The organism is Streptomyces sp. NPDC006197, from assembly GCF_040613865.1.
Classification (GTDB): domain Bacteria; phylum Actinomycetota; class Actinomycetes; order Streptomycetales; family Streptomycetaceae; genus Streptomyces.
The window spans coordinates 30,616-56,796 of record NZ_JBEXSZ010000001.1; the positions used below are offsets into that span (position 1 = coordinate 30,616).

At 73.3% G+C, this 26,181-nt stretch carries 20 protein-coding genes; all 20 read left to right on the forward strand.

The features are described from left to right. Positions 1 to 63 precede the first annotated feature (63 nt). A complete protein-coding gene (locus ABZ318_RS00135; protein ID WP_356900203.1) occupies positions 64 to 1,545 on the forward strand; it encodes a sugar transferase in 1,482 nt (493 codons plus the stop codon). Between the two features lie 79 nt (positions 1,546 to 1,624). Next, on the forward strand, positions 1,625 to 2,941 hold the full coding sequence (locus tag ABZ318_RS00140) for a nucleotide sugar dehydrogenase (protein ID WP_356900204.1): 1,317 nt from the start codon (positions 1,625 to 1,627) through the stop codon (positions 2,939 to 2,941). Beyond that, positions 2,931 to 4,196 (forward strand): glycosyltransferase family 4 protein, encoded by a 1,266-nt coding sequence (locus tag ABZ318_RS00145; protein ID WP_356900205.1) that lies wholly within the window; start codon positions 2,931 to 2,933, stop codon positions 4,194 to 4,196. The genes ABZ318_RS00140 and ABZ318_RS00145 overlap by 11 nt, the downstream gene beginning before the upstream one ends. Next, positions 4,193 to 5,557: a Wzz/FepE/Etk N-terminal domain-containing protein gene (locus tag ABZ318_RS00150; protein ID WP_356900206.1), complete on the forward strand. Its 1,365-nt coding sequence runs from the start codon at positions 4,193 to 4,195 to the stop codon at positions 5,555 to 5,557. The genes ABZ318_RS00145 and ABZ318_RS00150 overlap by 4 nt, the downstream gene beginning before the upstream one ends. Further along, on the forward strand, positions 5,554 to 7,074 hold the full coding sequence (locus tag ABZ318_RS00155; RefSeq protein ID WP_356900207.1) for a Wzz/FepE/Etk N-terminal domain-containing protein: 1,521 nt from the start codon (positions 5,554 to 5,556) through the stop codon (positions 7,072 to 7,074). The genes ABZ318_RS00150 and ABZ318_RS00155 overlap by 4 nt, the downstream gene beginning before the upstream one ends. A 3-nt stretch (positions 7,075 to 7,077) precedes the next feature. Further along, positions 7,078 to 9,012 (forward strand): asparagine synthase (glutamine-hydrolyzing), encoded by a 1,935-nt coding sequence (gene asnB, locus ABZ318_RS00160; RefSeq protein ID WP_356900208.1) that lies wholly within the window; start codon positions 7,078 to 7,080, stop codon positions 9,010 to 9,012. A gap of 17 nt (positions 9,013 to 9,029) precedes the next feature. Then, the gene (locus ABZ318_RS00165; protein ID WP_356900209.1) at positions 9,030 to 11,210 is read left to right on the forward strand and encodes a bi-domain-containing oxidoreductase; all 2,181 of its coding nucleotides are present in this window, start codon (positions 9,030 to 9,032) and stop codon (positions 11,208 to 11,210) included. After that, positions 11,207 to 13,150 (forward strand): alginate lyase family protein, encoded by a 1,944-nt coding sequence (locus tag ABZ318_RS00170; RefSeq protein WP_356900210.1) that lies wholly within the window; start codon positions 11,207 to 11,209, stop codon positions 13,148 to 13,150. The genes ABZ318_RS00165 and ABZ318_RS00170 overlap by 4 nt, the downstream gene beginning before the upstream one ends. Positions 13,151 to 13,161: 11 nt before the next feature. Then, the gene (locus ABZ318_RS00175) at positions 13,162 to 14,694 is read left to right on the forward strand and encodes a right-handed parallel beta-helix repeat-containing protein (RefSeq protein ID WP_356900211.1); all 1,533 of its coding nucleotides are present in this window, start codon (positions 13,162 to 13,164) and stop codon (positions 14,692 to 14,694) included. 16 nt (positions 14,695 to 14,710) lie between these two features. Next, complete coding sequence (locus ABZ318_RS00180) at positions 14,711 to 15,952, forward strand: O-antigen ligase domain-containing protein (RefSeq protein ID WP_356900279.1); 1,242 nt, start codon at positions 14,711 to 14,713, stop codon at positions 15,950 to 15,952. A gap of 2 nt (positions 15,953 to 15,954) precedes the next feature. Further along, a complete protein-coding gene (locus tag ABZ318_RS00185) occupies positions 15,955 to 17,163 on the forward strand; it encodes a glycosyltransferase (RefSeq protein ID WP_356900212.1) in 1,209 nt (402 codons plus the stop codon). Next, positions 17,164 to 18,414, forward strand: a complete 1,251-nt coding sequence (locus tag ABZ318_RS00190) for a class I SAM-dependent methyltransferase (protein WP_356900213.1) — start codon at positions 17,164 to 17,166, stop codon at positions 18,412 to 18,414. Next, positions 18,411 to 19,205 carry a glucose-1-phosphate cytidylyltransferase gene (locus tag ABZ318_RS00195; protein WP_356900214.1) on the forward strand — a complete coding sequence of 265 codons (795 nt, stop codon included), beginning with the start codon at positions 18,411 to 18,413 and terminating at the stop codon, positions 19,203 to 19,205. Before ABZ318_RS00190 ends, ABZ318_RS00195 begins: the two co-directional genes overlap by 4 nt. Beyond that, positions 19,202 to 19,849: a PIG-L family deacetylase gene (locus tag ABZ318_RS00200; protein ID WP_356900215.1), complete on the forward strand. Its 648-nt coding sequence runs from the start codon at positions 19,202 to 19,204 to the stop codon at positions 19,847 to 19,849. Before ABZ318_RS00195 ends, ABZ318_RS00200 begins: the two co-directional genes overlap by 4 nt. Positions 19,850 to 19,852: 3 nt before the next feature. After that, the gene (locus tag ABZ318_RS00205) at positions 19,853 to 20,878 is read left to right on the forward strand and encodes an SDR family oxidoreductase (RefSeq protein ID WP_356900216.1); all 1,026 of its coding nucleotides are present in this window, start codon (positions 19,853 to 19,855) and stop codon (positions 20,876 to 20,878) included. Next, on the forward strand, positions 20,866 to 22,158 hold the full coding sequence (locus ABZ318_RS00210; protein WP_356900217.1) for a DUF4910 domain-containing protein: 1,293 nt from the start codon (positions 20,866 to 20,868) through the stop codon (positions 22,156 to 22,158). Before ABZ318_RS00205 ends, ABZ318_RS00210 begins: the two co-directional genes overlap by 13 nt. 5 nt (positions 22,159 to 22,163) lie before the next feature. After that, complete coding sequence (locus ABZ318_RS00215; protein ID WP_356900280.1) at positions 22,164 to 23,453, forward strand: hypothetical protein; 1,290 nt, start codon at positions 22,164 to 22,166, stop codon at positions 23,451 to 23,453. After that, positions 23,450 to 24,397, forward strand: coding sequence for a glycosyltransferase (locus tag ABZ318_RS00220; protein WP_356900218.1), 948 nt, complete (start codon positions 23,450 to 23,452; stop codon positions 24,395 to 24,397). The genes ABZ318_RS00215 and ABZ318_RS00220 overlap by 4 nt, the downstream gene beginning before the upstream one ends. After that, a complete protein-coding gene (locus ABZ318_RS00225; protein ID WP_356900219.1) occupies positions 24,394 to 25,632 on the forward strand; it encodes a polysaccharide pyruvyl transferase family protein in 1,239 nt (412 codons plus the stop codon). The genes ABZ318_RS00220 and ABZ318_RS00225 overlap by 4 nt, the downstream gene beginning before the upstream one ends. Beyond that, the gene (locus ABZ318_RS00230) at positions 25,629 to 26,180 is read left to right on the forward strand and encodes a dTDP-4-dehydrorhamnose 3,5-epimerase family protein (RefSeq protein ID WP_356900220.1); all 552 of its coding nucleotides are present in this window, start codon (positions 25,629 to 25,631) and stop codon (positions 26,178 to 26,180) included. Before ABZ318_RS00225 ends, ABZ318_RS00230 begins: the two co-directional genes overlap by 4 nt. Position 26,181 lies beyond the last annotated feature (1 nt).

Consider the following 26,181-nt stretch of genomic DNA (forward strand, 5'->3'; position numbering starts at 1 on the left):
GGCGGGGGCCTCCCGGGGAGTGTCGGGCGCACACGTCGTACCACTGGGGACCTGGGGGGTTCTGTGCGGCAAGGGGGACTAGTCAGCCCGTTTCCGTCTGCGCGCGAGCGCCTGGCGGACGGGACGATCAGCCGGTCCGCGATCGAGTGGGAACAGCGCTACCGCCGTACCGTGATCATCAGCGACACCGTGGCCACCGCCTTCGTGGTGACGGCGATCGGCGACTTCTTCGGAGGCCGGGACGCGGCCAACTGGCATGAGAAATGGGGAATTCTCGCGTTCGGCACGCAGCTTCTGGTGCTGGGGGCGCTGGCGGTGAGCCGGGCATGGGCTCCTGCCGTGCTCGGCCAGGGCGCCGAGGAGTTCCGTCGGCTCGGCCGCTCCCTGTTCACGGCGACCGTCGTCCTGGCGCTCGGCGGGATCGCCCTCACCTCGCGCAACATCAAGCTCTGGATCTTCGTCGCGATCCCCGCGATCGCCCTCGTCACCATGACCACGCGGTATCTGCTGCGCCTCTGGCTGCACAAGGAGCGGAAGGAAGGGCGGTGCCTGCGGCCGGTGCTGGCCGCCGGGAGTCCGGACACCGTGCGCGACCTGATCACCCGGACCCGCAAGTTCCCGCACCTCGGCTGGCGCGTGGAGGCGGTGTGCACGACGGACGGCCGCGGGCTCGACGGCGACCTGCTGGACGGGGTGCCGGTCGTCGGGCGGCTGGAGGACGTCGCCAAGCACGTCCGCCACGACGGCTACCGGGTCGTCGCGGTCACCTCGGACCCGCACTGGTCGCCGGACCGGCTGCGGCGGCTGGCCTGGAACCTGGAGGGCAGCGAGACCGAGATGGTCGTGGCCCCCGTCCTGATGGAGGTGGCCGGCCCGCGGCTGCACGTCGACGCCGTCCTCGGGATACCGCTGCTGCGGGTCAGCATGCCGACCTTCACCGGCGGCCGCCGGGCGATCAAGGAGGTCGTCGACCGGCTGGGCGCGGCGGTCCTGCTGCTCCTGTTCGCGCCGCTGATGGCGCTCGTCGCGCTGCTCGTGCTGCTCGACAGCCGGGGCGGGGCGTTCTACCGGCAGCGCAGGGTCGGCAAGGACGGCCGCGAGTTCACCATTCTCAAGTTCCGCACCATGGTCACCGGGGCCGACGGGGCGGCACGTGCCGCGCTGGTCGACCGCAACGAGGGCGCGGGACCGCTCTTCAAGCTCCGCCGGGACCCTCGGGTGACCCGGGTGGGAGCGGTGCTGCGCCGGTACTCGATCGACGAGCTCCCGCAGCTCCTCAACGTGCTCACCGGGTCGATGTCGCTCGTCGGTCCCCGGCCGCCGTTACCGGAGGAGTCCGCCGCGTACGGCCCGGACATCCGGCGGCGTCTCCTCGTCAAGCCCGGCCTCACCGGCCTGTGGCAGATCAGCGGACGCAGCGACCTGCCGTGGGAGGAGGCCGTCCGTCTCGACCTGCGGTACGTGGAGGACTGGTCGCTCGCACTGGACACGGTGATCTTGTGGAAGACGCTGCGTGCGGTGCTCTACGGGCAGGGGGCCTATTGATGCGCGGGGGGCGGCGCCGGCGTACGGCCGGAGCTCGGACCGCAGGCCGAAAGGGCCTGCCAGGGGGGAGGAACGGGTCGTGAGGATCAGCGTTTTCGGGCTCGGCTACGTGGGCTGCGTGTCGGCCGCGTGCCTGGCCAGCATGGGCCACGAGGTCATCGGGGTGGACGTCAACCAGGTCAAGGTCGACCTGGTCAACGACGGCAAGGCCCCGGTGGTCGAGGAGGGGATCGGCGAGCTCGTCGCCGAGGTCGTGCGGACCGGAGCGCTCCGCGCCACCGGCGACGTCCGCGAGGCGGTCATGGGCAGCGAGGTGTCGCTGATCTGCGTGGGCACGCCGTCCGAGCCCAACGGCAGTCTGTGCACCACGTACTTGGAGCGGGTCACCGAGGAGATCGGCGCCGCGCTCGCCGAGCGGGGCGGGCGGCACACCGTCGTGTTCCGCAGCACCATGCTCCCGGGCACCTGCCTGAACCTGCTCGTGCCGATCCTGGAGAAGAACGTCGGCGGCACGGCCGGGGTGGACGTCGGGGTCGCGGTCAACCCGGAGTTCCTGCGCGAGGGCACGAGCGTGCGGGACTTCTTCGACCCGCCGAAGACCGTCATCGGCGAGCTCGACGCGGCAAGCGGCGACGTGGTGGCGGCGCTGTACGAGGGCCTGCCCGGCGAGGTGTTCCGGGTGCCGGTCCCGACGGCCGAGGCGATCAAGTACGCCGACAACGCCTTCCACGGCCTCAAGATCGGCTTCGCGAACGAGCTGGGCGCGGTGTGCCAGGCGCTCGGGGTGGACTCGCACCAGGTGATCGACGTGTTCCTGGCCGACCGCAAGCTGAACATCAGCCCCGCCTACCTGCGGCCCGGCTTCGCCTTCGGCGGCTCCTGCCTGCCCAAGGACCTGCGCAGCCTCGTCCACGCGGCGCAGCGGGCCGACGTCTCGGTGCCCATCCTCTCCCACGTGCTGCCGTCCAACGCGGACCATCTGCAGCGCGCGGTGGAGCTGGTCGAGCGCACCGGCAAGCGCCGGGTGGGCCTGTTCGGCCTCTCCTTCAAGCCCGGCACCGACGACCTCCGCGAGAGCCCGCTCGTCGAGCTGGCGGAGCGGCTCTTCGGCAAGGGCTACGACCTGCGGATCTACGACGCCAACGTGCACCTCTCCCGGCTGCTCGGCGCGAACCGCGAGTACATCGAGTCCCGGCTGCCGCACCTGGCGCAGCTGCTCACGGACTCCGTCGACGAGGTGCTCCAGCACGCCGAGGTGTGCCTGGTCGGGACCAGGGACCCGGCCGTGGTGGCGGCTCTGCCGCACGGTGACGGCCCGGTGATCGTCGATCTCATCCACCTTCCCGACGCCGACGCGCGGCGGGCCGAACCGGGGTACGTGGGCCTTGCTTGGTAAGACGACCGGCGGCGGCCGGCGGAACCGCCGCGCGCTGATCCTGGTGGAGAACCTGTCGGTGCCGTTCGACCGGCGGGTGTGGCAGGAGTGCACGACGCTGCGCGACGCGGGCTGGCAGGTGAACGTCATCTGCCCCCGGGGCAGCAAGCGGGACACCGAGTCGTTCGCGGAGATCGACGGGGTGCGGATCCACCGCTACCCGCTGCGCGCGGCCACCGGAGGGCCGGCCGGATACCTGAAGGAGTACGGGTCGGCTCTGTGGCACACCTTCCGGCTGGCCCGGAAGGTCGGCCCGGTCCACGTGGTCCACGCCTGCAACCCGCCCGACCTGCTGTTCCTGCCGGCCCTGTGGCTGAAGCGGCGCGGCACGCGGTTCGTCTTCGACCAGCACGACCTGGTGCCCGAGCTGTACCTGTCCCGGTTCGACCGCGGCAAGGACCTGCTCTACCGCGCCGTGTGCGCGCTGGAGCGACTGATCTACCGGACCGCGGACGTCGTGCTCGCCACGAACGAGAGCTACCGGGACGTCGCGGTGCGCCGCGGCGGCCGTCGGCCGGAGGACGTCTTCGTGGTGCGCAGCGCGCCCGACGTCGACCGGTTCCACCCCGTGCCGGCCGAGCCGGAGCTGAAGCGCGGCAAGCCCCATCTGCTGTGCTACCTCGGCGTCATGGGGCCGCAGGATGGCGTCGACTACGCCCTGCGGGCCCTCGCCAGGCTGCGTGACGAGCTCGGACGGACCGACTGGCACGCGGTGTTCGTCGGCGGCGGCGACACCTTCGACGCGATGGTGGAGCTGTCCCGGCAGCTCGGGCTCTCGGAGCAGGTGCAGTTCACCGGGCGCATCCCGGACGCCGACCTGGCGCGCTACCTGTCCACGGCGGACGTGTGCCTCTCCCCCGACCCGCACAATCCGCTCAACGACGTGTCGACCATGAACAAGGTCCTGGAGTACATGGTCATGGGCCGGCCGATCGTCTCGTTCGACCTCCGGGAGGCGCGGGTCTCCGCCGGTGACGCCGCCGTCTACGCGCCCGCCAACGACGAGACCGAGTTCGCCAGGCTCGTCGCGCTGCTGCTCGACGACCCGGAGAAGCGGGCCCTCATGGGCAAGATCGGCCAGGAGCGGATCAGCGGACCGCTCTCCTGGCGGAACTCCCAGCGAGCCCTGCTCGCCGCCTACGCCGCGGCCTGCCGACCCCACGCTCCGGCGTCGGCGGGCGACCCCGACGGGGAAGGGACGAGGCCGCTCCGTTGAGCGATGACACGATACGCCTGGTCACGATCGGGCGGATTCTCCGCCGGCGCCGGCGGCTCCTCACCGTCCTCGTGATGGTGGGTGCGCTCGTCGGCTACGGCACCTCCCTGCTGCTCCCGCCGCGCTACACGACGTCGGCGTCCGTGCTGCTGCCGGGGGCGTGGGAGGAGCGCGAGCTGCTGACGCAGGCGCAGGTCGCGACCAGTTCGGTGGTGCTCGACCGCGCGGCCGCCGCGCTCGGCCTGCCCGGGGTCGACGGCCGCGAGCTGCGGGAGCAGGTGAGCGCCAAGGCCGCCGACGGGAACATCATCGAGATCTCGGGCACGGCCGACACCCCGGAGCGCGCACAGCGGCTCGCCGACCAGGTGGCCGAGGAGTTCGTCGACTTCGCCACCCGGATCGTGGGCGACGACACCGACCCCGAGGCGGCGGCGCGGCTGGAGGCGCTGCGGCAGACGGTCGTGCAGACCGGACGGCGCATCACCGAGCTGTCCGAAGCGGCCGGTTCGGGGCGGACCGTGGAGAGCGTGCAGACCCGCACCGAGCTGGAGGGGCTGCGCACCGCGCTGCAGGAGTCCATCGAGAAGCTGGACCAGGCCGACCCGACCGCCGACAAGGCCAACATGGTCGTCATGGGACCGGCGGCCCGGCCGGCCGGCGAGGCGCCGCCGACGAGGACGCAGCTCGTCGTCGGCGGGGCGCTGCTCTTCTTCCTGGTCACGGTCGTCGGGCATCTCACCGCCGCGCGGATGAGCCGTCGGCTGCGCACCGAGCCGGAGATCGCCACGGCGCTGGGCTCGGCGCTGCTCGGCACCGTCGACGTACCCGGTGGGAGCGCCGCGCACCGGCCGGGAGGCCGTGGCGCGCGGGCCTGGTTCCGCCGGCTCCTCGGCGTCGACGTCCGGTGGGACGTCCCCACGCCGCGGTCCTCCGGCGACGAGGCCGGCCGGCGGATCCGCTACCGGCGGGTGGCCGCGCGCCTGCGGGACCGGCTGCCGGCGCCCCGGCGGCTGCTCGTCGTCGTCCCGGACGGCGACGAGATCGCCCGCCGGGCGGCCGGGGAGCTCGTCGCCGAGGCCGGGAGCGATCCCCTGCTGCGGATGGTGGAGGTCCCGGTGTCCCATCCGATGGTGCCGGACCGCGAGAGCGAGTCCGGTGCCCTGGTCGTACTCAGCGCGGGCAGCTGGACGGCGGGGGAGCTCACCGGCATCGCCGGGGCGTGTGCGGACGCCGGGCACGAGATCGTCGGCGTCGTCCTCGCCGGCACGGTCCGGACCCGTACGACGCGGCCCGCCGACCGTCCCCGGGACGCCGTGCCGGCGCCCGTCGGGGGCGAGGACGTGAAGGGGGACGCACGGTGACGACGCGTACGGCTTCGGAGCCGTCGGCCGCCGTTCCGCTGCTCGACCTGCAGGCGCTGGTGGCGGCGGTGCGGAGGCGGCGGCGCCTGTGGGGCTCCCTGGCGCTGCTCGGCCTGCTCGTCGGCGTGGCGGTGGCGGTCCTGCTGCCGCAGCCGCCGACCGCGGTGACCAAGGTGCTGGTCGCGCATCAGGAGGACCAGCCGAACGACCCGGGGACGCTGATCCGCACCGACGTCGCGCTGCTGCAGACCACGCGGATCGGCGGAGAGGCCCTGCGGGCCCTCGGGTCCTCGGAGAAGCCCGAGGACTTCATGCGGGACTACGAGGGCGCCGGCCTGACCAACAACGTGCTGCAGATCAGTGTGAAGGGTGACAGCGAGGCGGAGGCGGTGGCCCGCGCCAAGGCGCTGGCCGACGCGTTCGTCGCCGACCACGTGCGGCGGATACGGGAGGCGGCGAACGCCGACGCCAAGGCCCTGCTCGACCAGCGCGACCGGCTGCGGGACGAACTCGCCCAGGTCAACAGGGAGATCGGGGGCAAATCGCCGGAGGGTACGTCGAAGGCGTCGGCGAACATGGAGTCGCTCTTCGCCCGCCGGGCCGAGCTGACCTCGCGGATCTCCGATGTCGGCCAGCGTGCCGAGGAGGCGCGCATCGGCATGCCCCGGCTCATCGCCGGCACGCAGATCGTGGACGCGCCGCGCGCGGTGCGGCGTTCCCTGCTCAAGACCGCCGCCACCGACGCAGCGATCGGGCTCGCCCTCGGTCTCGCGCTCGGGCTCGCGGTGGCCGCGGTCGGCTCGGTGGTGGCGGACCGACCCGTGCTGCGCCGGGAGATCGCGGCGAACCTCGGCGCCTCGGTCATCGCGGAGCTGCCCGGCCGGTCGCCCCGGCTGTGGGGGCGCCGGAAGGGACGGGCGGCACGGGCGAGGCTCGTTTCGTCCCTGGCCCGGACCGTGCGCAACTCCGCGGAACCGCTGTCGCTGCTGGAACTGGGCTGTGCGCGCGGCACGAGCGCGATCGCCCTCGACCTCGCCGGGGCGCTGGCCGCGGAGCGGCCGGTGGTCATCGTCGACGGTCTGCCCGGCGCGCAGCTCGCCGACCGCCGCCCGAAGCCGGGGGACCCGGCCGTGGTCGGCGTCGAGCGTGCCGCGACCGTGCCGCACCAGGAGCGCCGGCTCGGCGTCGGCTCGGTGGCGCCCGGCGCGGTGTGGACCGACCTCCCGTACCTCGGCACCCGGACCGTGCTCGTCGTGCGGGCCGGACACGGCAGCGCCGCGTGGCTGCACACCGTGGCGCGGCAGCTCGCGGACCAGCGCATCGCGGTGATCGGCGTGGTGCTGATCGACCCCGATCCGGGTGACCGGACCGACGGCACGCTGTGGGACGGGCCGCGGACCGTGCCGCGCGGTCGGAACGAGTCGCCGGCCCGGCAGAACGGGCCGGGCCGGCGGCGGAAGGAGCGGCTGCCGATGTGGGCGGCGGCGGGCTCGGACAGCGACCAGGAGGCTCGGTAGGACATGTGTGGCATCGCGGGTACTTACCGGTGGCCGGACGGGAAGGTCGTGACCGACCGGCTCACCGACACCCTCGCCCATCGCGGTCCGGACGGGGCGGGCCGGTACGGCCACGCCGTCGGTGACGGCGAGGTGCACCTCGGGCACCGCCGGCTCTCCATCGTCGACCTGTCCGAGACCGGCGCCCAGCCGATGGCCTCGGGCGGCCTCGTCCTGACGTACAACGGCGAGCTGTACAACGCGCCCGAGCTGCGGGCCGAGCTGGCGGCGGCCGGCGTGCGCTTCCGCGGCACCTCCGACACGGAGGTGCTCCTGGAGGCCTGGCGGCGCTGGGGCACGGACTGTCTGCCGCGGCTGCGCGGCATGTTCGCGTTCGGGATCTTCGACGAGCGCACCGGTGAGCTGGTGCTCGCCCGAGACCAGCTCGGCATCAAGCCGCTGTTCCTGCTCCGGCGCGGCGAGGGCCTGGTGTTCGCCTCCGAGCTCAAGGCGCTGGCGTCCGTGACCGGCGGTTCGCTCGAGGTGGACCACGGGGCGCTCGTGGCCTCGCTGCTGTACTACTGGGTGCCGGACTCCCGGTGCGCGTTCCGCGAGGCGGAGAAGCTGCCGCCGGGCAGCTGGCTGCGGTGCCGGCCCGACGGACGGGTGGACCGCGGCCGGTTCTGGCACCTGAAGGACGTCGCCGCCGAGGGCCGGGAGCGGGCCCTGGCGGGCGAGCGGCCGGACCTCGCCGCCATCGTGGAGGAGTCGACCCGGCGCCATCTGCTCGCCGACGTGCCCGTGGCGACCTTCCTCTCCGGCGGGCTCGACTCCAGCTATCTGACGGCGCTCGCGGCCCGTGAGCGGCCCGGGATCTCCGCCTACACGATCGGGTTCCGCGCCGAGGACGCCCGGTTCGAGGCGATGCCGGACGACCTGCGCTACGCCCGGCAGGTGGCCCGGCGGTTCGGCGTCGACCTGCACGAGATCGAGATCGCTCCGGACGTGCTCGACCTGCTGCCGCGGATGACGTACCACCTGGACGAGCCGATCGGCGACCCCGCCGCGATCAACACCTTCCTGATCTGCTCGGCCGCCCGGGAGGCCGGGGTCAAGGTGCTGCTCTCGGGGATGGGGGCGGACGAGCTGTTCGCCGGTTACCGCAAGCACCTGGCCAATGTGATGGCGCTGCGCTACCAGCGCGTCCCGCGGCCCGTGCGGCGGGGCCTGTCCGCGGTCGTGGACCGGCTGCCGGTCGCCACGGCCCGCCGGGGGTACCGGTCGGTGCGCTTCGCGAAGCGGTTCCTCTCCTTCGCCGACCTGCCGGAGGAGACCGCGTTCCGGCGGAGCTACACCATGTACGACCGGGAGGAGCTGCTCGCCCTGGTCGATCCGGATCTGGCCGGGACGGTCGACGACGTGCTGACCGAGCACGCGGACGTCTACGCGGACAACGAGCTCGACGACTTCGTCAACCGCATGTGCCTGGGCGACGCCCGGATGTTCCTGCCGGGTCTGAACCTCGCGTACACGGACCGGTCGAGCATGGCCGCGTCGACCGAGGTGCGGGTGCCGTACGTGGACGTCGAGGTGGTCAAGGCGGCGTTCACCGTGCCCGGCGACCGCAAGATCGTCGGACGGCAGGGCAAGGCGGTCCTCAAGGAGGCGGCCCTCTCGGTCCTGCCCCGGGAGATCGTGTACCGGCCCAAGGGCCTGTTCAGCGCCCCGCTGCGGGCCTGGATGAGCCGGGATCTGGCGCCGCTGGTGCGCGAGGTGATCCACGACGGCGAGCTCGTCCGTTCCGGCTTCCTGCGCCGTGACGCCCTGGCGCGGCTCGCCGCCGAGGACGCCGCCGGGCACCGGGACCACTCCAAGCACCTGTGGCACGTGCTGACCCTCGAGTACTGGTACCGCGGCGCGACCGCCAAGGCCGACCAGACCCCCTCCTTCACGGCGTAGAGAACAAGAGGACTTCGGTGAAACAGGTTGTGCAGAACTACAAGAGCGGCGAGCTGGCGCTGCTCGACGTGCCGGTGCCCGGGTGCAAGCCGGGCGGTGTGCTGGTCCGGACCGCCTACTCGCTGATATCCACCGGGACCGAGCTCATGAAGGTCTCCGAGGCCGGCATGTCGATGGTGGGCAAGGCCCGCTCCCGCCCGGACCAGGTGGCGAAGGTCATGCAGAGCGTGGCCGTCAACGGGGTGCCCGCCACCTACCGCAAGGTGATGGGCAAGCTGGACTCGTACACGCCGCTGGGCTACTCGCTGTGCGGGGTGGTCGAGCAGGTCGGCGCCGGGATCGACGACGTGAAGGTCGGCGACCTCGTGGCCTGTGCCGGCAACGAGCACGCCTTGCACGCCGAGCTGAACTGGGTGCCGAAGAACCTCTACACGCCGGTGCCGGACGGCCTCGCGCCGCGGCACGCGGCCTTCGGCACCGTCGGGTCGATCGCGCTGCAGGGCATACGCCAGGGCGAGCCGCAGCTCGGGGAGGTGGCGCTGGTCATCGGCCTCGGGCTGATCGGGCAGCTGGTGGCGCAGCTGCTCACCGCCGCGGGGGTCCGGGTCGTCGGCGTCGACCCCGATCCGGCGCGCTGCGAGCTCGCCGAGCGGCTGGGCGCCGCGGCCTGTGGCGATCCGGCGTCCGCGGCCGTGGAGGCCGCCGTCGCCGAACTGACCGACGGCCACGGCGTGGACCAGGTGTATCTGGCCGCCGGCGGCGGCAGCAACGAGCCCGTCGAGCTGGCCGCCCGGCTGTGCCGGGACCGGGGCCGGGTCGTCGACATCGGCAAGTGCCGTCTGGACCTGCCGTGGAACGCGTACTACGAGAAGGAGCTCGACGTCCGGTTCTCCCGCAGTTACGGCCCCGGGCGCTACGACCCGGAGTACGAACTGGAGGGGCGGGACTACCCGATCGGCTACGTGCGCTGGACCGAGCGCCGCAACCTGGCGTGCTTCCTCGATCTCCTCGCGCGCGGCGGCGTCGACGTGGAGCCGCTGATCTCCCACGTCGCCGGCTTCGACGACGCCGTCGAGACGTACCGGTCGCTGAAGGACGGCGATCTGAAGGCCGTGGCCGTGCTGTTCCGGTACCCCGGACAGGCGACGGAGGCGGGCGTGGCGGAGGCCCCGGCGGTGGCCGTGCCCGCGGTGAAGGCGAAGCGGGGTCCGGTCCGGCCCGCCGGGTCGCCGGTGCGGCTCGCGTTCGTCGGCGCGGGCAACTACGCCACGTCGATGCTGCTGCCGCACCTGACGGGGCGCGAGGGCGTCGAGCTGTCCACGGTCGTCACCACGACGGCGCTGTCCGCGGCCAACGCGGAGCGGAAGTTCGGCTTCGCCCGGGCGACCACCGATCTCGACGCGGTGCTCGGCGACGAGTCCGTCGACGCGGTGTTCGTGGTCACCCGGCACAGCTCGCACGCCGAGCTGACCCGGAAGGCGCTGCTCGCCGGCAAGGCGGTGTTCGTGGAGAAGCCCCTGGCGCTGAGCGAGGACGAACTGGCCGGTGTGCTCGCGGCGGTCGAGGAGTCCGGCAACGACCGGCTGCAGGTGGGCTTCAACCGCCGGTTCGCGCCGCTGCTGCAGGAGGCCAAGGAGCGGTTCGGCGCCCGGACCGGCCCGGCGAACCTCCGCTACCTGGTCAACGCGGGCAAGCTCCAGCACGGCAGCTGGTACCTCAAGCAGGGCACCGAGGGCTCGCGGTTCGCCGGCGAGGGCGGGCACTTCATCGACACGGCGAGCTGGCTGCTCGGCGCCGACCCGGTCTCGGTGTACGCGGTCGCCCCGTCCGGCAACGAGGACCTGCAGGTCGTCCTGCGCTACCCGGACGGGTCCACCGCGACCATCAGCTACGTCACCACCGGCGCGCCCGGCTTCCCCAAGGAGACCCTCGACCTGCTCGCGGACGGCAAGGTGCTGCGGCTCGACGACTTCGTCCGCGCGTCGGTCTACGGGCAGAAGCGGTGGGTCAGTTCGCGGCTGCCGAAGGCCCGGGACAAGGGTCAGAACGCCCAGCTGGCCGCGTTCGTCAGGGCCGTGCGGACCGGCGGGCCGATGCCGGTGCCGGTGGAGTCGCTCGTCGCCACCACGGCGGCCACCCTCGCCGTGCAGGCCGGTCTGGCGGCCGGCGTGCCGGTGACGTTGGCGGGCGAGCGATGACGATGAGCGCGGGCTGGTACCTGCGGCGGCTGTCCGCGATGGGGCCGCGGGAGGTCGGCGGGCGGGCGGTCGACGCGGTGCGCAGGCGGCGGTGGCGGTCGGCGCGGCCGGTCTGCCCGAGCGTGACCGGCGCCCGCTTCACCGCCGTACTGCCGCCGGGGACGATCGCCTCGGTGGCGCCGGACGCCGCGAAGCGTCTCGTCGCCGAGGCGGACCGGCTGATGGCCGGGCACGCCGAGTACTTCGGGGTGGTCCGCGACGACCTGGTCGACCCGGACTGGGGGTACGACCCGAAGACCGGGCGCCGGGCCCCGTGGGGCTACGCCTTCGACGTGCCGTACCGGGACGAGGACGCGGTCGGGGACGTCAAGCAGATCTGGGAGCTGTCCCGGCACCAGTACCTCACCGTGCTCGCCGCCGCCTACGCGCTCACCGGGGACGAGCGGTACGCCGAGCGGGTGGACGGGCACCTGCGGTCGTGGTGGGCGGCGAACGCGCCGCTGCGCGGGGTGCACTGGACCAGCGGCATCGAGCTGGGGATCCGGCTGCTCTCCTGGGTGTGGATCCGCCGGCTGCTCGACGGCTGGCCGGGCGCGGCCGGTCTCTTCGAGGAGAACCCGGTGGCGCTCCGGCAGATCTGGCACCACCAGCGCTGGCTGGCCGCCTTCCCGAGCCGGGGGTCCTCGGCGAACAACCACGTCATCGCCGAGGCCGCCGGGCAGTTCGCCGCGGCCTGCGCGTTCGGGTGGTTCCCCTCCTCGGCGCGCTGGCGGGCCGACGCGCTGCGGTCGCTCGACCGGCATCTGCGGAGCAACACCTTCCTGTCCGGCCTCAACCGCGAGCTGGCGAGCGAGTACCACGGCCTGGTCCTCGAACTCGGTCTGGCCGCGGTGGCCGAGGCGGATGCCGCCGGCGTGCCGGTCCCCTCGACGGTCCGGCTCGTGCTGCTGCGGATGACCGACGCGCTCGCCGCCGTCGTGGACGACCGGCTGCGGCCGCCGCGCCAGGGGGACTCGGACGACGGGCACGGCCTGGTCGTGGACGGCGAGGGCACCGACCGCTGGGGCTCGCTGCTCGCCACCGGGGACGCCGTGTTCGGCCGGCTCCCCTGGTGGCCCGAGGTGACCGGCACCGACGTGCGCACCCCGCTGCTCACCGCGCTCGTCCGGCCCCGCCGCCCCGCCGTGTCCCGCCCGGCGAGCCGGCCGGCTCATTTCGCCGACGCCGGCATGACCGTCCTGCGCGGTCCCGGGGGGATCTGGTGCCGCTGCGACGGCGGTCCGCACGGCTTCCTGTCCATCGCCGCGCACGCCCACGCGGACGCGCTGTCCGTGGAGGTCCGGCACGACGGGGTCGACGTGCTCGCCGACCCCGGGACGTTCTGCTACCACGGGCAGCCCGAGTGGCGGCAGTACTTCCGGTCGACCCTCGGCCACAACACCCTGCGGCTGGACGGCGAGGACCAGTCCGTCTCCGGCGGCCCGTTCCTGTGGACCCGGCACGCCGAGAGCCGCGTCCTGGTCGCGGACGCGTCCGGCGAGGGGGTGGCCCGCTGGTGCGCCGAGCACGACGGCTACCTGCCCTCCGTGCACCGCCGCCGGGTGGAGCTGACGGCCGGGAGCCGGGAGCTGAGGATCGTCGACGAGGTGCGCGGCGGGCCGCGCCGGGCCGTGCGGCTGGCGTTCCACCTGGGCCCGGCGATCACCGCGGACCTGGTGGGGAACCGGGCGGAGCTCAGCTGGACGCGGGACGGCGAGGACCGTTCGGCGACGCTCGACCTGCCCGGGCAGCTGTCCTGGCGGGCGCACCGCGGCGAGAGCGAACCTCCGCTCGGCTGGTACTCCGCAGGCTTCGGACGCAAGGAGCCCGCCACGACGCTGATCGGCACCGGCTTCACCGACGGCACGGGGTTCACCACCGTGCTCGGGTTCCACGGCTAGGAAGGAAGACCTTGGGGATCACGTGGCGGCACCGGGTGGTGCCGGCGGCACCGCTCGCGCTGGCGCTGCTCGTGGCGACCGGCTGCGACAGCACGCCGGTCGCGCGGCCGAAGCCTGCCGCCGCGCCGCCCGCGCCCGCACCCGCGGCCGTGGCCCGGGTGTGCGCGGAGCCTCCGGCCGGGCCGGCGAAGGCTCCGGCGGGCGCGGTGACGGTCGACCCCGGGGTGGTCGGCGACCTGGCCGCGAAGACCGAGAACAACCCGCCGAACACCACGTTCTGGCTGCGGCCGGGCCGGCACCGGCTGGAGCCGGGCGAGTACGACCAGGTCCTCCCCAAGGAGGGGAACACGTACCTGGGGGCGCCTGGCGCGGTGCTCGACGGCGCGAGGACCAATCACTACGCGTTCGGCGGCACCGCCCGCGACGTCACGATCCGGTACCTGACCGTGCAGGGTTTCACCGCGCCGCAGGACGAGGGCGTGGTCAACCACGACATGGCCGACGGCTGGGTGATCGAGCACGCGACGATCCAGCACAACTCGGGTGCCGGACTGATGGCCGGTGCCCGCCAGCAGCTCCGCGCCAGCTGTCTGCGCGGCAACGGCCAGTACGGCATGAACGCCTACAAGACCGGTGACACCATCAAGGGCCTGGTGGTCGAGGGGAACGAGATCACGGGCAACAACACCGACGACTGGGAGCGGCGGCAGCCGGGCTGCGGCTGCACCGGAGGCGTCAAGTTCTGGGCCGTGAACGGCGCCGACATCCGCGGCAACTGGGTGCACGACAACCGCGGTGCCGGGTTGTGGGCGGACAACAACAACAACGACTTCCTCTTCGAGGGCAACGTCCTCGAAGCCAACGACGGTGCCGCGCTGATGTACGAGACCAGCTACAACGCGGTCGTCCGGAACAACACGATCCGGCGGAACAACTGGGTCGAGGGCCGCGCGGCCGCCGAGAACGGCGACGACTTCCCGTACGCGACCGTCTACGTCTCCGAGGCGGGCGGCGAGCCGCGGATCCGCGCCCGCACCGACAGGATCGAGATCTACGGGAACGTCCTGGAGGACAACTGGTCGGGGATCACCCTGTGGGAGAACGCCGACCGGTTCTGCAACAGCCCGGCCAACACCTCGACCGGCTACTGCACCCTGCTCGTGAAGGAGACCGGGCGCTGCGCGCGGCCCGGGATCACGACCGCGCCGCTCTACGCGGACTGCCGGTGGAAGACCCAGCGGGTGGACATCCACCACAACCGTTTCGTCCTCGACAAGTCCGTGCTCGACTGCGCGGTCCTGTGCGACCGCATGGCGGTGCTCTCCAACGAGGGCACCTCTCCGGACTGGTCGCCGTACAAGGGTGACCGGGTGGCGCGGGCGATCACCCTCCGGCAGGACAACCGCTGGCACGACAACGCGTACGTCGGGCCGTGGACGTTCGTCGCCCACGACGCGGGCCGGACGCTCCGCTCCGGGCAGTGGCAGGGCGCGCCGTACGGGCAGGACGCGGGCAGCACCTTCCGCACGCGGGACGGTGGTTGAGGTGCACGCCACCGAGATGCGTACCGCCGAGGGGCACGCGGACGAGGCGCCGAGGACGGTCGGGACGGCCTGGGCGCTCCTCGCCCTCAACGTGCTCGGCTCCGCCGGGGCCAAGACCGTCGTCACGATCCCCCGTTCCCTCATCCAGATGGTCACCATGGGCGCGCTGGTCGGCGCGTTCGCGCTGGCGCTCACCGCCAACCTCCGGCTGCGGATCCGGCCCAGCGCCTTCGTGTTCCTGCTGACCCTGCTCCTCGTGCCGAGTCTGGTCTCCAGCGTGGACGTCGGGGCCGGCGCGCTGTTCCGCTGCGCCCGGCTGAGCCTCTTCGTCGCCACGCTGTGGCTGCTCAGCCGCTGGTGGGACGGCAGCCTGCGGTTCGTCCGGTACCACATCCGGTGGTACTTCGCGGTGCTCGTGCTGGTGGCCGCAGGCCTGGTGATCTCACCGGGCACGGCCATGCCCGAGTACTACGGCGGGCGGCTCGTGGGCGCGTTGTGGCCGCTCACCCCGCCGCAGATCGGCCAGTACTCGGCGGTGATCATCGGGCTCGGCGTGCTGCTCCTGCTCGGCCGCCGGACCACCGGCGCCAGTACGGCGGTGGTCGTCGTCCCGAGCCTCGTCCTGCTCGCGATGACCCACACCCGGACGGCCACCCTCGGCCTGATCATCGGACTGGTCCTGGCGATCGGCTCGCTCTTCCTGACCAGCGCCGCCGCCCGCCGGGTCTTCGCCTGGGCGGTGCTGTGCGCCTCGGTGGCCGCGGTGGTGTTCGGCTCCGCGCTGCGGGCCTGGTTCCTGCGCGGCCAGAGCCAGGAGAACTTCTCCAACCTCACCGGCCGGGCCAAGGTCTGGGACGCCCTCCTCGCCGCGCCCCGGACGACCGGGGAGAAGGTGTTCGGCACGGGCCTGGGCGACAAGTCGTTCGGCGGGCTGCCGATCGACAACAGCTGGCTGGCCGTCTACAACGAGCAGGGCCTGCTCGGCGTCGGCATCGTGGCGGCGTTCGTCATCGTGCTCGGCGGCGTCGCGCTGCTGCGGCCGCCGTCGCTGTCGCGGGCCTGCGCGATCTTCCTGATCAGCTACTGCGGGATCTCGTCGTACACCGAGGTCGGGCTCGGCGACGCCTCGGCGTACCTGCTGCATCTGGCCCTGGCCGCCTCCCTGCTCGCGGCACCTTCCCCCACCGCGGCCGCTCCGCTCCCGACGGCGGCGGCTTCTCGACGACGTATCCCGCTATGGGCCCGGAGGGTGACCTGAGCATGCATGTCCTGGTGGTGCACAACCGCTACTCCTCGGCGCAGCCGAGCGGGGAGAACAGGGTGGTCGACGAGGAGGTGGCGCTGCTGCGCGCGGCCGGCCACCGGGTCGACCTGTTCGAGCGGCGCAGCGACGACATCGCCGGCCGGTCCCTCCTCGGCAAGGCCGCGGTGCCGCTCCTCGTGCCGTGGAACCCGGCGGTCCGCACGGAGCTCGCCGCCCGGCTCCGCAGCGAGCGGCCGGACGTGGTGCACGTCCACAACGTCTTCCCGCTCCTGTCGCCGGCGGTGATCGCCGCCTGCGCCGACGCCGGCGTGCCCGTCGTCGCCACGCTGCACAACTACACCCAGGTCTGCCCGCCGGGCACGCTGCACCGGGACGGCCGACCGTGCACCGAGTGCGTCGGGTCGACGGCGTCGCTGCCCGCCGTCCGGCACGGCTGCTACCGGAACTCCCGGCTCGCGACGGTTCCGCTCGCGGTCAGCCTGTCGGTCAACCGGCGGCGGTGGTGGTCCGGCGTGGAGCGGTTCTTCTGCATCTCCGCGGCGCAGCGCGACATCCTGGTGCGGTCCGGCATGCCGGCCGAACGGCTCGCGGTGAAGCACAACTTCGTGCCCGACCCGGGCGCCTGCCGGACGGGCACCGGCGAGCACCTGCTCTTCCTCGGCCGGCTCGCGGAGCCCAAGGGCGTACGGCTGCTCATGGCCGCGTGGGACGAGCTCGCGGCGGACGGCGGGGCGGGCGTGCCGCTCGTGCTCGCCGGCGCGGGGCCGCTGGAGCGTGAGGTGGCCGCCTGGGCGGAGGGCCGGGACGACGTGCGCTACGTCGGCCTGTACGACCCGGAGGAGTGCCGGCAGGCCGTCGCCCGGTCGGTCGCCGTGGTGGCTCCCTCGCTGGCCAGGGAGACCTTCGGCCTGGTGGTGGCCGAGGCGATGGCGGCCGGGGTCCCGGCCGTCGCCGCCGGGCACGGCGCCTTCGTCGAACTCGTCGACGAAGGGGTGACCGGGCTGCTGCACCGGCCGGGCGAGGCCGCCTCGCTCGCGGACCGCCTGCGCCGGATCACGGCCGCGCCGGCCCGCAACCGGGAGATGGGGCTGGCGGCCCGGCGCCGGTACGAGCAGCGCTTCAGCCCGGCCGTCGGGCTGGAGCGCCTGCTGGAGGAGTACCGCACCGCGATCGCGGTGCGGGCGGAATCAATGGGGGGGCAGTAAATGACACGATGCCGACTCTGCGGCTCGGCGGCGCTCACGAGCGTCGTCGATCTGGGGGCGACGCCGCCGTGCGAGAGCTTTCTCGCCGCGGACGAACTGGACCGGCCGGAGCCCGCGTACCCGCTGCACCTGCGGGTCTGCACCGACTGCTGGCTCGCGCAGCTCCCTCCGCTGATCACGCCGGAGGAGACCTTCGAGGAGTACGCGTACTTCTCCTCGTACTCGACCTCCTGGGTGGAGCACGCGCGCACGTTCGTCGCGGGCGCCGTGGAGCGGCTCGCCCTCGGCGGCGACGCCTTCGTGGTCGAGGTCGCGAGCAACGACGGGTACCTGCTGAAGCACGTGGTGGACCGCGGGATCCGCTGCCTCGGCGTCGAGCCGTCGGTGAACGTCGGCGCCGCGGCGCGTGAGGCGGGGGTGCCCACGGTCACCGAGTTCCTGAGCCCGGAGACGGGCGCGGCCGTCCGCGCCGAGCACGGCCCGGCTGACCTGGTCGTCGCCAACAACGTGTACGCGCACATCCCCGACGTCGTCGGCTTCACCCAGGGGCTGCGCGCCCTGGTCGCCGACGACGGCTGGGTCTCCGTCGAGGTGCAGCACCTGCTGACCCTGATCGAGGAGAACCAGTACGACACGATCTACCACGAGCACTTCCAGTACTACACGGTCGCGTCCGCGGCCCGGGCGCTCGCGAGCGGCGGGCTCACGCTCGTGGACGTCGAGCTGCTGCCCACGCACGGCGGCTCCGTCCGGCTGTGGGCCCGCCCCACCGCGGTGGCCGGCGAGCCGACGGCGCGCGTGGCCGAGGTCCTCGACCGGGAGAAGGCCGCCGGGCTCCAGGACCTGTCGGGGTACGCCGAGTTCTCCGACCGGGTGGCCAAGGTGCGCCGGGACCTGCTGCGCTTCCTCATCGAGGCGGCCGAGCGCGGTGAGACGGTCGTCGGCTACGGCGCCCCGGGCAAGGGCAACACGCTGCTCAACCACTGCGGCGTCCGGCCCGACCTGCTCGCGTACACGGTCGACCGCAACCCCTACAAGCACGGCAGGTTCACCCCGGGCACCCGCATCCCGATCCTGCCGCCCGAGCGGATCGCCGCCGACCGGCCGGACTACGTCCTCGTCCTCCCGTGGAACCTGCGGGCCGAGCTGGTCGAGCAGCTGTCCTTCGTGGGCGACTGGGGCGGTCGCCTCGTCTTCCCCATCCCGGAACTGAGCATCGTCGAGGTGCCCGCGAAAGAGGTCACAGCATGAAGGTCGTCCTGTTCTGCGGCGGTTACGGGATGCGGATGCGCAACGGCACCGCGGACGACGTGCCCAAGCCGATGGCGATGGTCGGCCCGCGGCCGCTGATCTGGCACGTCATGCGCTACTACGCGCACTACGGGCACACGGAGTTCATCCTGTGCCTCGGGTACGGCGCGCACCACATCAAGGACTTCTTCCTCAACTACGAGGAGACGACGTCCAACGACTTCGTGCTGCGCGGCGGCCGGACCGAGCTGCTGTCCACCGACATATCCGACTGGACGATCACGTTCGCCCAGACCGGCATCGAGTCGCCGATCGGGGAGCGGCTGCGCCGGGTGCGGCACCACCTGGACGGCGACGAGATGTTCCTCGCCAACTACGCCGACGTGCTCACCGACGCGCCGCTGCCGGAGATGATCGACCGGTTCGCCCGGCGCGACGCCGGCGCGTCGATGACGGTGGTGCCGCCGCAGTCCTCGTTCCACTGCGTGGAGCTGGGCGAGGACGGGCTCGTGGGGGGCATCACGGCGGTCAGCGAGCTGCCGCTGTGGGAGAACGGCGGCTACTTCGTGCTCCGCCAGGAGGTCTTCGACCACATACCGGAGGGCGGGGACCTGGTCGCCGACGGCTGCGCCGGCCTGGCCAAGGAAGGCCGTCTGGTGGCGTACCGGCACCGCGGCTTCTGGAAGCCGACCGACACCGTGAAGGAGCGGGCCGCGCTCGACGAGGCCTACGCCCGGGGCGACCGCCCGTGGGCCGTGTGGGAACGGGACGCCGCGGGGGTGACCGCTTGATCCGCCTCGGCGCCGGGCGCCTGGACCGGATCGTCGCGGTGGGCGCGCACTGCGACGACATCGCCATCGGCGCCGGCGGCACGCTCCTCGCGCTGTGCCTCGCACGGCCGGGCATCCGCGTCGACGCGCTGGTGCTCACCGGCGGCGGCGGCGAGCGGGAGCAGGAGGAGCAGGCCGCGCTCGCCGCCTTCTGCCCGGGCGCCGACCTGCGGCTGACCGTGCTCAAGCTGCCGGACGGCCGGCTGCCCGCGCACTGGGAGGAGGCCAAGGCGGCGGTCGAGGAGCTGCGCGAGCGGACCGAGCCGGACCTGATCCTGGCCCCCCGCACCGAGGACGCGCACCAGGACCACCGCACCCTGGCGAAGCTGATGTCCACCGCGTTCCGCGACCACCTCGTGCTCGGCTACGAGATCGTCAAGTGGGACGCCGACCTCGGCCGCCCGGTGGCGTACCAGCCGCTGTCGCCGGAGATCGCCGAGGAGAAGGTGCGGCTGCTGCAGGAGCACTACCCCTCGCAGCGGCACCGGCCCTGGTACGACCGGGAGGCCTTCCTCGGCCTCGCCCGGATCCGCGGCATCGAATGCCACGCGCGCTACGCCGAGGCGTTCGCCGTCACCAAACTCACTCTCGACCTGGGGGACTGAACCTTGCGCGTACTGCTGACCGGACACCAGGGCTACCTGGGCACCGTCATGGCCCCCGTCCTCACCGCCGCCGGGCACGAGGTCGTCGGGCTCGACTCCGGCCTGTTCGCCGACTGCGTGCTCGGCCCGGCGCCGGCGGACCCGGCGGGACACCGGGTGGACCTGCGGGACGTCACGGCCGAGCACGTGGCCGGGGTGGACGCCGTGATCCACCTGGGCGCGCTGTCCAACGACCCGCTGGGATCGCTGGCGCCCGAGCTCACCTACGACATCAACCACCACGCGTCCGTGCGCCTCGCCCGGCTGGCCCGCGAGGCCGGGGTGAAGCGTTTCCTGTACGCGTCGACCTGCTCGGTGTACGGAGCGGCGGGCGGCGACGAGCTGGTGGGCGAGGACGCCCCGCTGCGGCCGGTGACGCCGTACGCGGAGTCCAAGGTGCGGGTGGAGGACGACCTGCACGCCCTGGCCGACGACGACTTCACCCCGGTGTACATGCGCAACGCCACCGCCTTCGGCTACTCCCCCAGGCTGCGCGCCGACATCGTGCTGAACAACCTGGTGGGCCACGCGCTGCTGTCCGGCGAGGTGCTCGTGCTCTCCGACGGCACCCCCTGGCGCCCGCTGGTGCACGCCGCCGACATCGCCCGGGCCTTCACGGCCGCCCTCGAGGCGCCCCGGGAGGCGGTGCACGACCGGGCGTTCAACATCGGCAGCGAGGTCAACAACGTCACGGTCGCCGAGATCGCCGCGCAGGTCGCCGAGGCGGTGGACGGCTCGAAGGTGGTGATCACCGGCGAGAACGGCGCCGATCCGCGGTCGTACCGGGTGGACTTCTCCCGGTTCCGCTCCGCGGTCCCCGGCTTCGACTGCGAGTGGACGGTGAAGCGGGGCGCGCTGGAGCTCGCCGACGCCTACCGGGAGCACGGTCTCACCCGGGAGGACTTCGAGCGGCGCTTCACCCGCCTCGCCGTGCTGCGCGCGGCCTCCGAGACCGGCTCCGTCGACGACACCCTGCGGTGGCGCCGATGACGACCGGATCCGGCTTCGGCGAGGAGATGCACGCGCTGGTGGAGCGGTTGTACCCGCTGTGCCGGAGCATCACCGGCGACGGGGTGCGCGCCACCCTGGAGATCGTCGGCGAGTACCTCCCGCTGGAGGTGCACGAGGTGCCGACCGGGACGCAGGTGCTGGACTGGACGGTGCCGCAGGAGTGGAACATCCGGGACGCGTACGTCGCCGACCCGGCCGGCAACCGGGTCGTCGACTTCGCCGCGTCCAGCCTGCACGTGCTCGGCTACAGCGTGCCGGTGTCGGCGACCATGCCGCTGAGCGAGCTGCGCGGGCACCTGCACACCCTGCCGGAGCAGCCGAAGCTGGTTCCGTACCGCACCAGTTACTACAAGCCGGAGTGGGGCTTCTGCCTGGCCCAGGAGACCCTGGACGCGCTGCCGGACGGCGAGTACGAGGTGCGGATCGACTCCACGCTCGCCGACGGCCACCTCACCTACGCCGAGCACGTGGTCCCCGGCCGGGTCACCGACGAGGTGATCGTCTCCTGCCACGTCTGCCACCCGTCGCTGGCCAACGACAACCTGGCCGGCATCGCGGTGGCGACGTTCCTCGCCCGGGCGCTCGCGGAGCAGACGCCGTACTACACGTACCGGTTCCTCTTCGCGCCCGGCACCATCGGGGCGATCACCTGGCTGGCCCGGAACAAGGAGCGGATCGACCAGGTGCAGCACGGGCTCGTCCTGGCCTGCACCGGCGACCGGGGCAGCCTGACGTACAAGCGGAGCCGGCGCGGCGACGCGGAGATCGACCGGGTGATGCGGCACGTGCTCGAAGCCTCCGAACGGCCGCACGGCATCGTGGAGTTCACCCCGTACGGCTACGACGAGCGGCAGTTCTGCTCGCCCGGCTTCGACCTCGGCGTGGGCTCGCTCACCCGTACCCCGTACGCCGGCTATCCCGAGTACCACACCTCGGCGGACAACCCGGACTTCGTCTCCCCGGAGGCGATGGAGGACACGCTCGCCGTCTGCCGCGAGGCGTTCGCCGTCCTCGACCGCAACCGGCGCTACCTCAACCTCAGTCCCTACGGCGAACCACAGCTCGGCCGGCGCGGGTTGTACGACGCGCTCGGCGGCCGCAGCGACACCAAGCAGGCCCAGATGGCCATGCTCTGGGTGCTCAACCTCTCCGACGGCGAGCACGACCTGCTGGACGTCGCCGAGCGGTCCGGGCTGCCGTTCGACACCGTCGCCGCCGCCGCCGACGCCCTGGGCGCCGCCGGACTGATCAAGGCATGACGCCGATGACCACCGAGGAGGAGGAGAAGACGGCACCGGCCCGGTCCGTCCGGCGGGCCGTCGTCGGCCGGCTGTCCTGGGGACTGGCCGACCAGGCGGCCTCCAGCATGTCCAACTTCGTGGTGGGGTTCTACGTGGCGCGCTCGCTCGGGGTGACCGCCTTCGGCGTGTTCAGCCTCGCGTGGGTGACCTACGGCGTGGTGCTCGGCGCCTCCCGGGGGCTCGCCACCGATCCGCTGGTGGTGCGCTTCAGCGGCGTGCCGCACACGGCCTGGCGCGGGGCGGCGGCCCGGTCGACGGGCGCCGCGCTGGCCGTCGGCGCCGCCGTCGGCGCGGTGTGCCTGCTGGCCGGGCTCGCCCTCGGCGGCAGCGTGGGGACCGCGTTCGCCTGCCTGGGCGTCGTCCTGCCGGGGCTGCTGCTGCAGGACGCCTGGCGGTTCGCCTTCTTCGCCGCCGGTGCCGGGCGGAAGGCGTTCGTCAACGACCTGGTGTGGGGCGTCGCGCTCGTCCCGGCCATGGTCGTGGCGGCCCGCGTGGACAGCGTGGCCGCCTTCGTCCTCGCCTGGGGCGCGTCCGCCGCGGTCGCCGCGGCGTACGGCCTGCTCCAGTCCGGCGTCCGGCCCCGGACGACCGGGGCGCGCGGATGGCTGCGCGAGCAGCGCGATCTCGGCTACCGGTACCTGGTCGAGAACGGCAGCCTCAGCGGCGCGGGCCAGCTGCGGTCGTACGGGCTCGGCGTGATCGTCGGAGTCGGCGCGGTGGGCGCGGTCCGCGGCGCCGAACTCCTGCTCGGCCCGTTCCTCGCCCTGCTGATGGGGCTGTCCCTCGTCACCGTCGCGGAGGCGGCACGGGTGCTGCGCCGGGCCCCGCACCGCCTCGGCCGGTTCTGCCTCCTGCTCGGCGGCGGGCAGGCCGTCGCCGCGCTGCTCTGGGGCGCGGCGCTGCTGCTCGTGCCGGACCGGCTCGGCGAGCTCGTGCTCGGCGGCGTCTGGCCCTCCGCCTCGGAGCTCATCGTGCCGGCCACGCTCGGCGTCGCGGGCGCCGGCCTCGGCACCGGCGCGGCGGCCGGGCTGCGCGCGCTCGGCGCGGCCCGGCGCAGCCTGCGCGTCCAGCTGTTCGCCTCCGCCTGCTACGTCGCCGGCGGGCTCGGCGGGGCCGTCCTGGCCGGCACCGTCGGCTCGGCCTGGGGCGTCGCCGCCGCGACCGCCGCCGGCTCGGCCGTGTGGTGGCTGCAGCTGCGCTCCGCCCTGCGCGAGCACCACCGGAACCCCATCCCCGAAGTGAGGACCTCATGACCGCCCGACCCAGGCTGACCATCGGCCTGCCCGTGTACAACGGCGAGGAGTACCTCGCCGAATCGCTCGACGCCCTGCTCGGCCAGACCTACGAGGACTTCGAGCTGGTCATATCCGACAACGCCTCGACCGACGGGACCCAGGACATCTGCCGGAAGTACGCGGCGCGGGACTCGCGCATCCGCTACCTCCGGCTGCCCCGGAACATCGGCGCGACGCCGAACCACAACCGGCTGTTCGCCGAGTGCCGCACCGAACTGTTCAAGTGGGCCTCGCACGACGACCTGTACGCGCGTGACCTGCTGCGGCGCTGCGTGGACGCGCTCGACGAGCGGCCGGACGTGATCCTCGCCCACGCCGACCAGGCCGTCATCGACGCCGACGGCCGGGTGAAGGTCCCGTACGAGTACACGCTCGCCACCGCCTCCCGGCGTGCGCCGGAGCGCTTCCGCAGCATGCTGTTCGAGCCCGGCGGCGACGACTTCTACGGGGTGATACGGGCCGACGTGCTGCGCCGGGTGAAGCCGATGGACAGCTACCACCACGCGGACCGCACGTTCGTCTGCGAGATCGGCCTGCACGGGCCCTTCCACCAGGTGCCGGAGCTGCTGTACTTCCGCCGCGACCACCCCGCCCGCGCCGAGCGGGCGAACCCCTCCAAGCGCTCCCGGTGCGTCAACCTGGACCCGCGCCGGGCGGGACCGCTGCACCCGACGCCCCGGCTGCTCGCCGAGTACGTCCTGGGCTTCGTCTCGGCGATCCGGCGGGCGCCGCTGTCCGTGGCCGACCGGCGGGCGTGCTACGGCCACCTGGCCGCGTGGATGTCCAGCCGGGCCCGGCCGGGTGCCGGCGAGCGGGTCGAGGACCGCGCGCCGGTCGACCCGGCCCGGCTCGCCGTCTCCGTCGACGACCTCGTCGCGGGGCGCGAGGGAAGGCTGCGGTGACCGCCGTCCGCGTCGGGGTCTTCGGCCTGCTCGGCTCCGGCAACCTCGGCAACGACGGATCGCTGGAGGCCGTGCTCGGGTACCTCCGCGCCGAGCACCCCGGGGCGGTCGTCGACGCGCTGTGCGGGGGGCCCGAGACGGTCACGGCCCGCTTCGGGATCCCCGCGACCCGCCTCCACTGGTACCGCGGGGAGTACCGGACCGCGTCGCGCGCGGGCGCGATCGCGGGGAAGGGCCTGGGCAAACTCGTCGACGCCTTCCGCACCGCCGCCTGGGTGCGCCGGCACGACGTGGTGATCGTCCCGGGCATGGGCGTCCTGGAGGCCACGCTGCCCCTGCGGCCGTGGGGCTTCCCGTACTCGCTGTTCCTGCTCTGCGCGACCGGCCGGCTCCTCGGCACCCCGGTCGCGCTCGTCGGCGTCGGCGCCGCCGCGATCCGCGACCGGCCGACCCGGGCGCTGGTCCGCTGGTCGGCGCGGCTCGCCGCGTACCGGTCGTACCGGGACGCCCAGTCCCGCGACGCCATGCGGGCGATGGGCGTGGACACCGCACGCGACGAGGTGTACCCGGACCTGGCGTTCTCCCTGCCGACGCCGCCGTCCCCCAAGCTCTCGGCTTCGCTCGGGCAGGGAGGTGCCCCCGCCCCGGCGGGCCCGCCGGGCCTGGTCTGCGTCGGCGTCATGGCCTTCCACGGCGGCAACGACGACCGTGCCCGGGCCGAGGAGATCCACCGGCGCTATCTCGACGGGACGATCCGCTTCGTCCGCGCGCTGGTCGAGGACGGCAGGCCGGTCCGGCTGCTCACCGGCGACGACGTCGACGCGACGGTGGTCGACGCGATCCTCGGCGCGGTGGACTCGCCGCTGGTCACCGCCGCCGAGACGGCCTCGCTGGCCGACCTGACGAAGGAGATGGCGGCCGCCGAAACGGCGGTGGCGATCCGCTACCACAATCTGATCTGCGCGTTGAAGGCGGGCACTCCGGTGCTCGCGGTCACCTACGCGGCGAAGAGCGACGCCCTCATGGCGCAGATGGGCCTCGCCGAGTACTGCCATCCGGCGCGCGAGGTCGACGCCGACCGGCTGCTCGAACAGTTCCGGGAGCTGGAGAAGCGCTCGGCGGAGCTGCGGCAGACGCTCACCGAGCGGAACCAGGCAGTCGCACGGCAACTCACCGCCCACTTCGCCGCCTTGACGACGACTCTGTTCCGTACAACCTCTCGGAAGGCTCCATGAAAGCGACCGAAGTCCCGGAGATCGCCGGCGCGTACCTGTTCGAACCGACGCCGTACGCCGACGAGCGCGGCTTCTTCTGCCGCACCTTCGACGCCGACGTGGTGCGTTCGGTCGGCATCGACCCGGACGCCTTCGTCCAGGACAGCCTGTCCCGCTCGGTCCGGGGCGTGCTCCGCGGCCTGCACCTGCGCTCCGGCGCGGGCGAGGCCAAACTGGTGCGCTGCTCGTACGGGAAGGTCTTCGACGTCGTCGTCGACCTGCGCCCGGACTCGCCCACGTACCTGGGCCGGGCCTTCTTCGAGCTGTCCGGCGAGACGCAGGCGACGCTGTACATCCCGGCGGGGTGCGCGCACGGCTTCCAGGCGCTGACCGGGACCGCCGACACCTCGTACCGGATCGACCGCCCGCACGATCCGGCGGAGGACGTGACGATCGCCTTCGACGACCCGGAGCTCGCCATCCCCTGGCCGCTGCCGGTCACGTCGATGTCCCAGCGGGACCGGGAGGCGCCGAGCCTCGCCGAGGTCCTGAAGCAGAAAGAGAGCTGAG

Coding starts and splice junctions, on each gene's coding strand:
- ABZ318_RS00230 (WP_356900220.1), top strand. CDS start 25,629: ATGAAAGCGACCGAAGTCCCGGAGATCGCCGGCGCGTACCTGTTCGAA.
- ABZ318_RS00190 (WP_356900213.1), top strand. CDS start 17,164: ATGACACGATGCCGACTCTGCGGCTCGGCGGCGCTCACGAGCGTCGTC.
- ABZ318_RS00180 (WP_356900279.1), top strand. CDS start 14,711: ATGCGTACCGCCGAGGGGCACGCGGACGAGGCGCCGAGGACGGTCGGG.
- ABZ318_RS00185 (WP_356900212.1), top strand. CDS start 15,955: ATGCATGTCCTGGTGGTGCACAACCGCTACTCCTCGGCGCAGCCGAGC.
- ABZ318_RS00195 (WP_356900214.1), top strand. CDS start 18,411: ATGAAGGTCGTCCTGTTCTGCGGCGGTTACGGGATGCGGATGCGCAAC.
- ABZ318_RS00215 (WP_356900280.1), top strand. CDS start 22,164: ATGACCACCGAGGAGGAGGAGAAGACGGCACCGGCCCGGTCCGTCCGG.
- ABZ318_RS00220 (WP_356900218.1), top strand. CDS start 23,450: ATGACCGCCCGACCCAGGCTGACCATCGGCCTGCCCGTGTACAACGGC.
- asnB (WP_356900208.1), top strand. CDS start 7,078: ATGTGTGGCATCGCGGGTACTTACCGGTGGCCGGACGGGAAGGTCGTG.
- ABZ318_RS00170 (WP_356900210.1), top strand. CDS start 11,207: ATGACGATGAGCGCGGGCTGGTACCTGCGGCGGCTGTCCGCGATGGGG.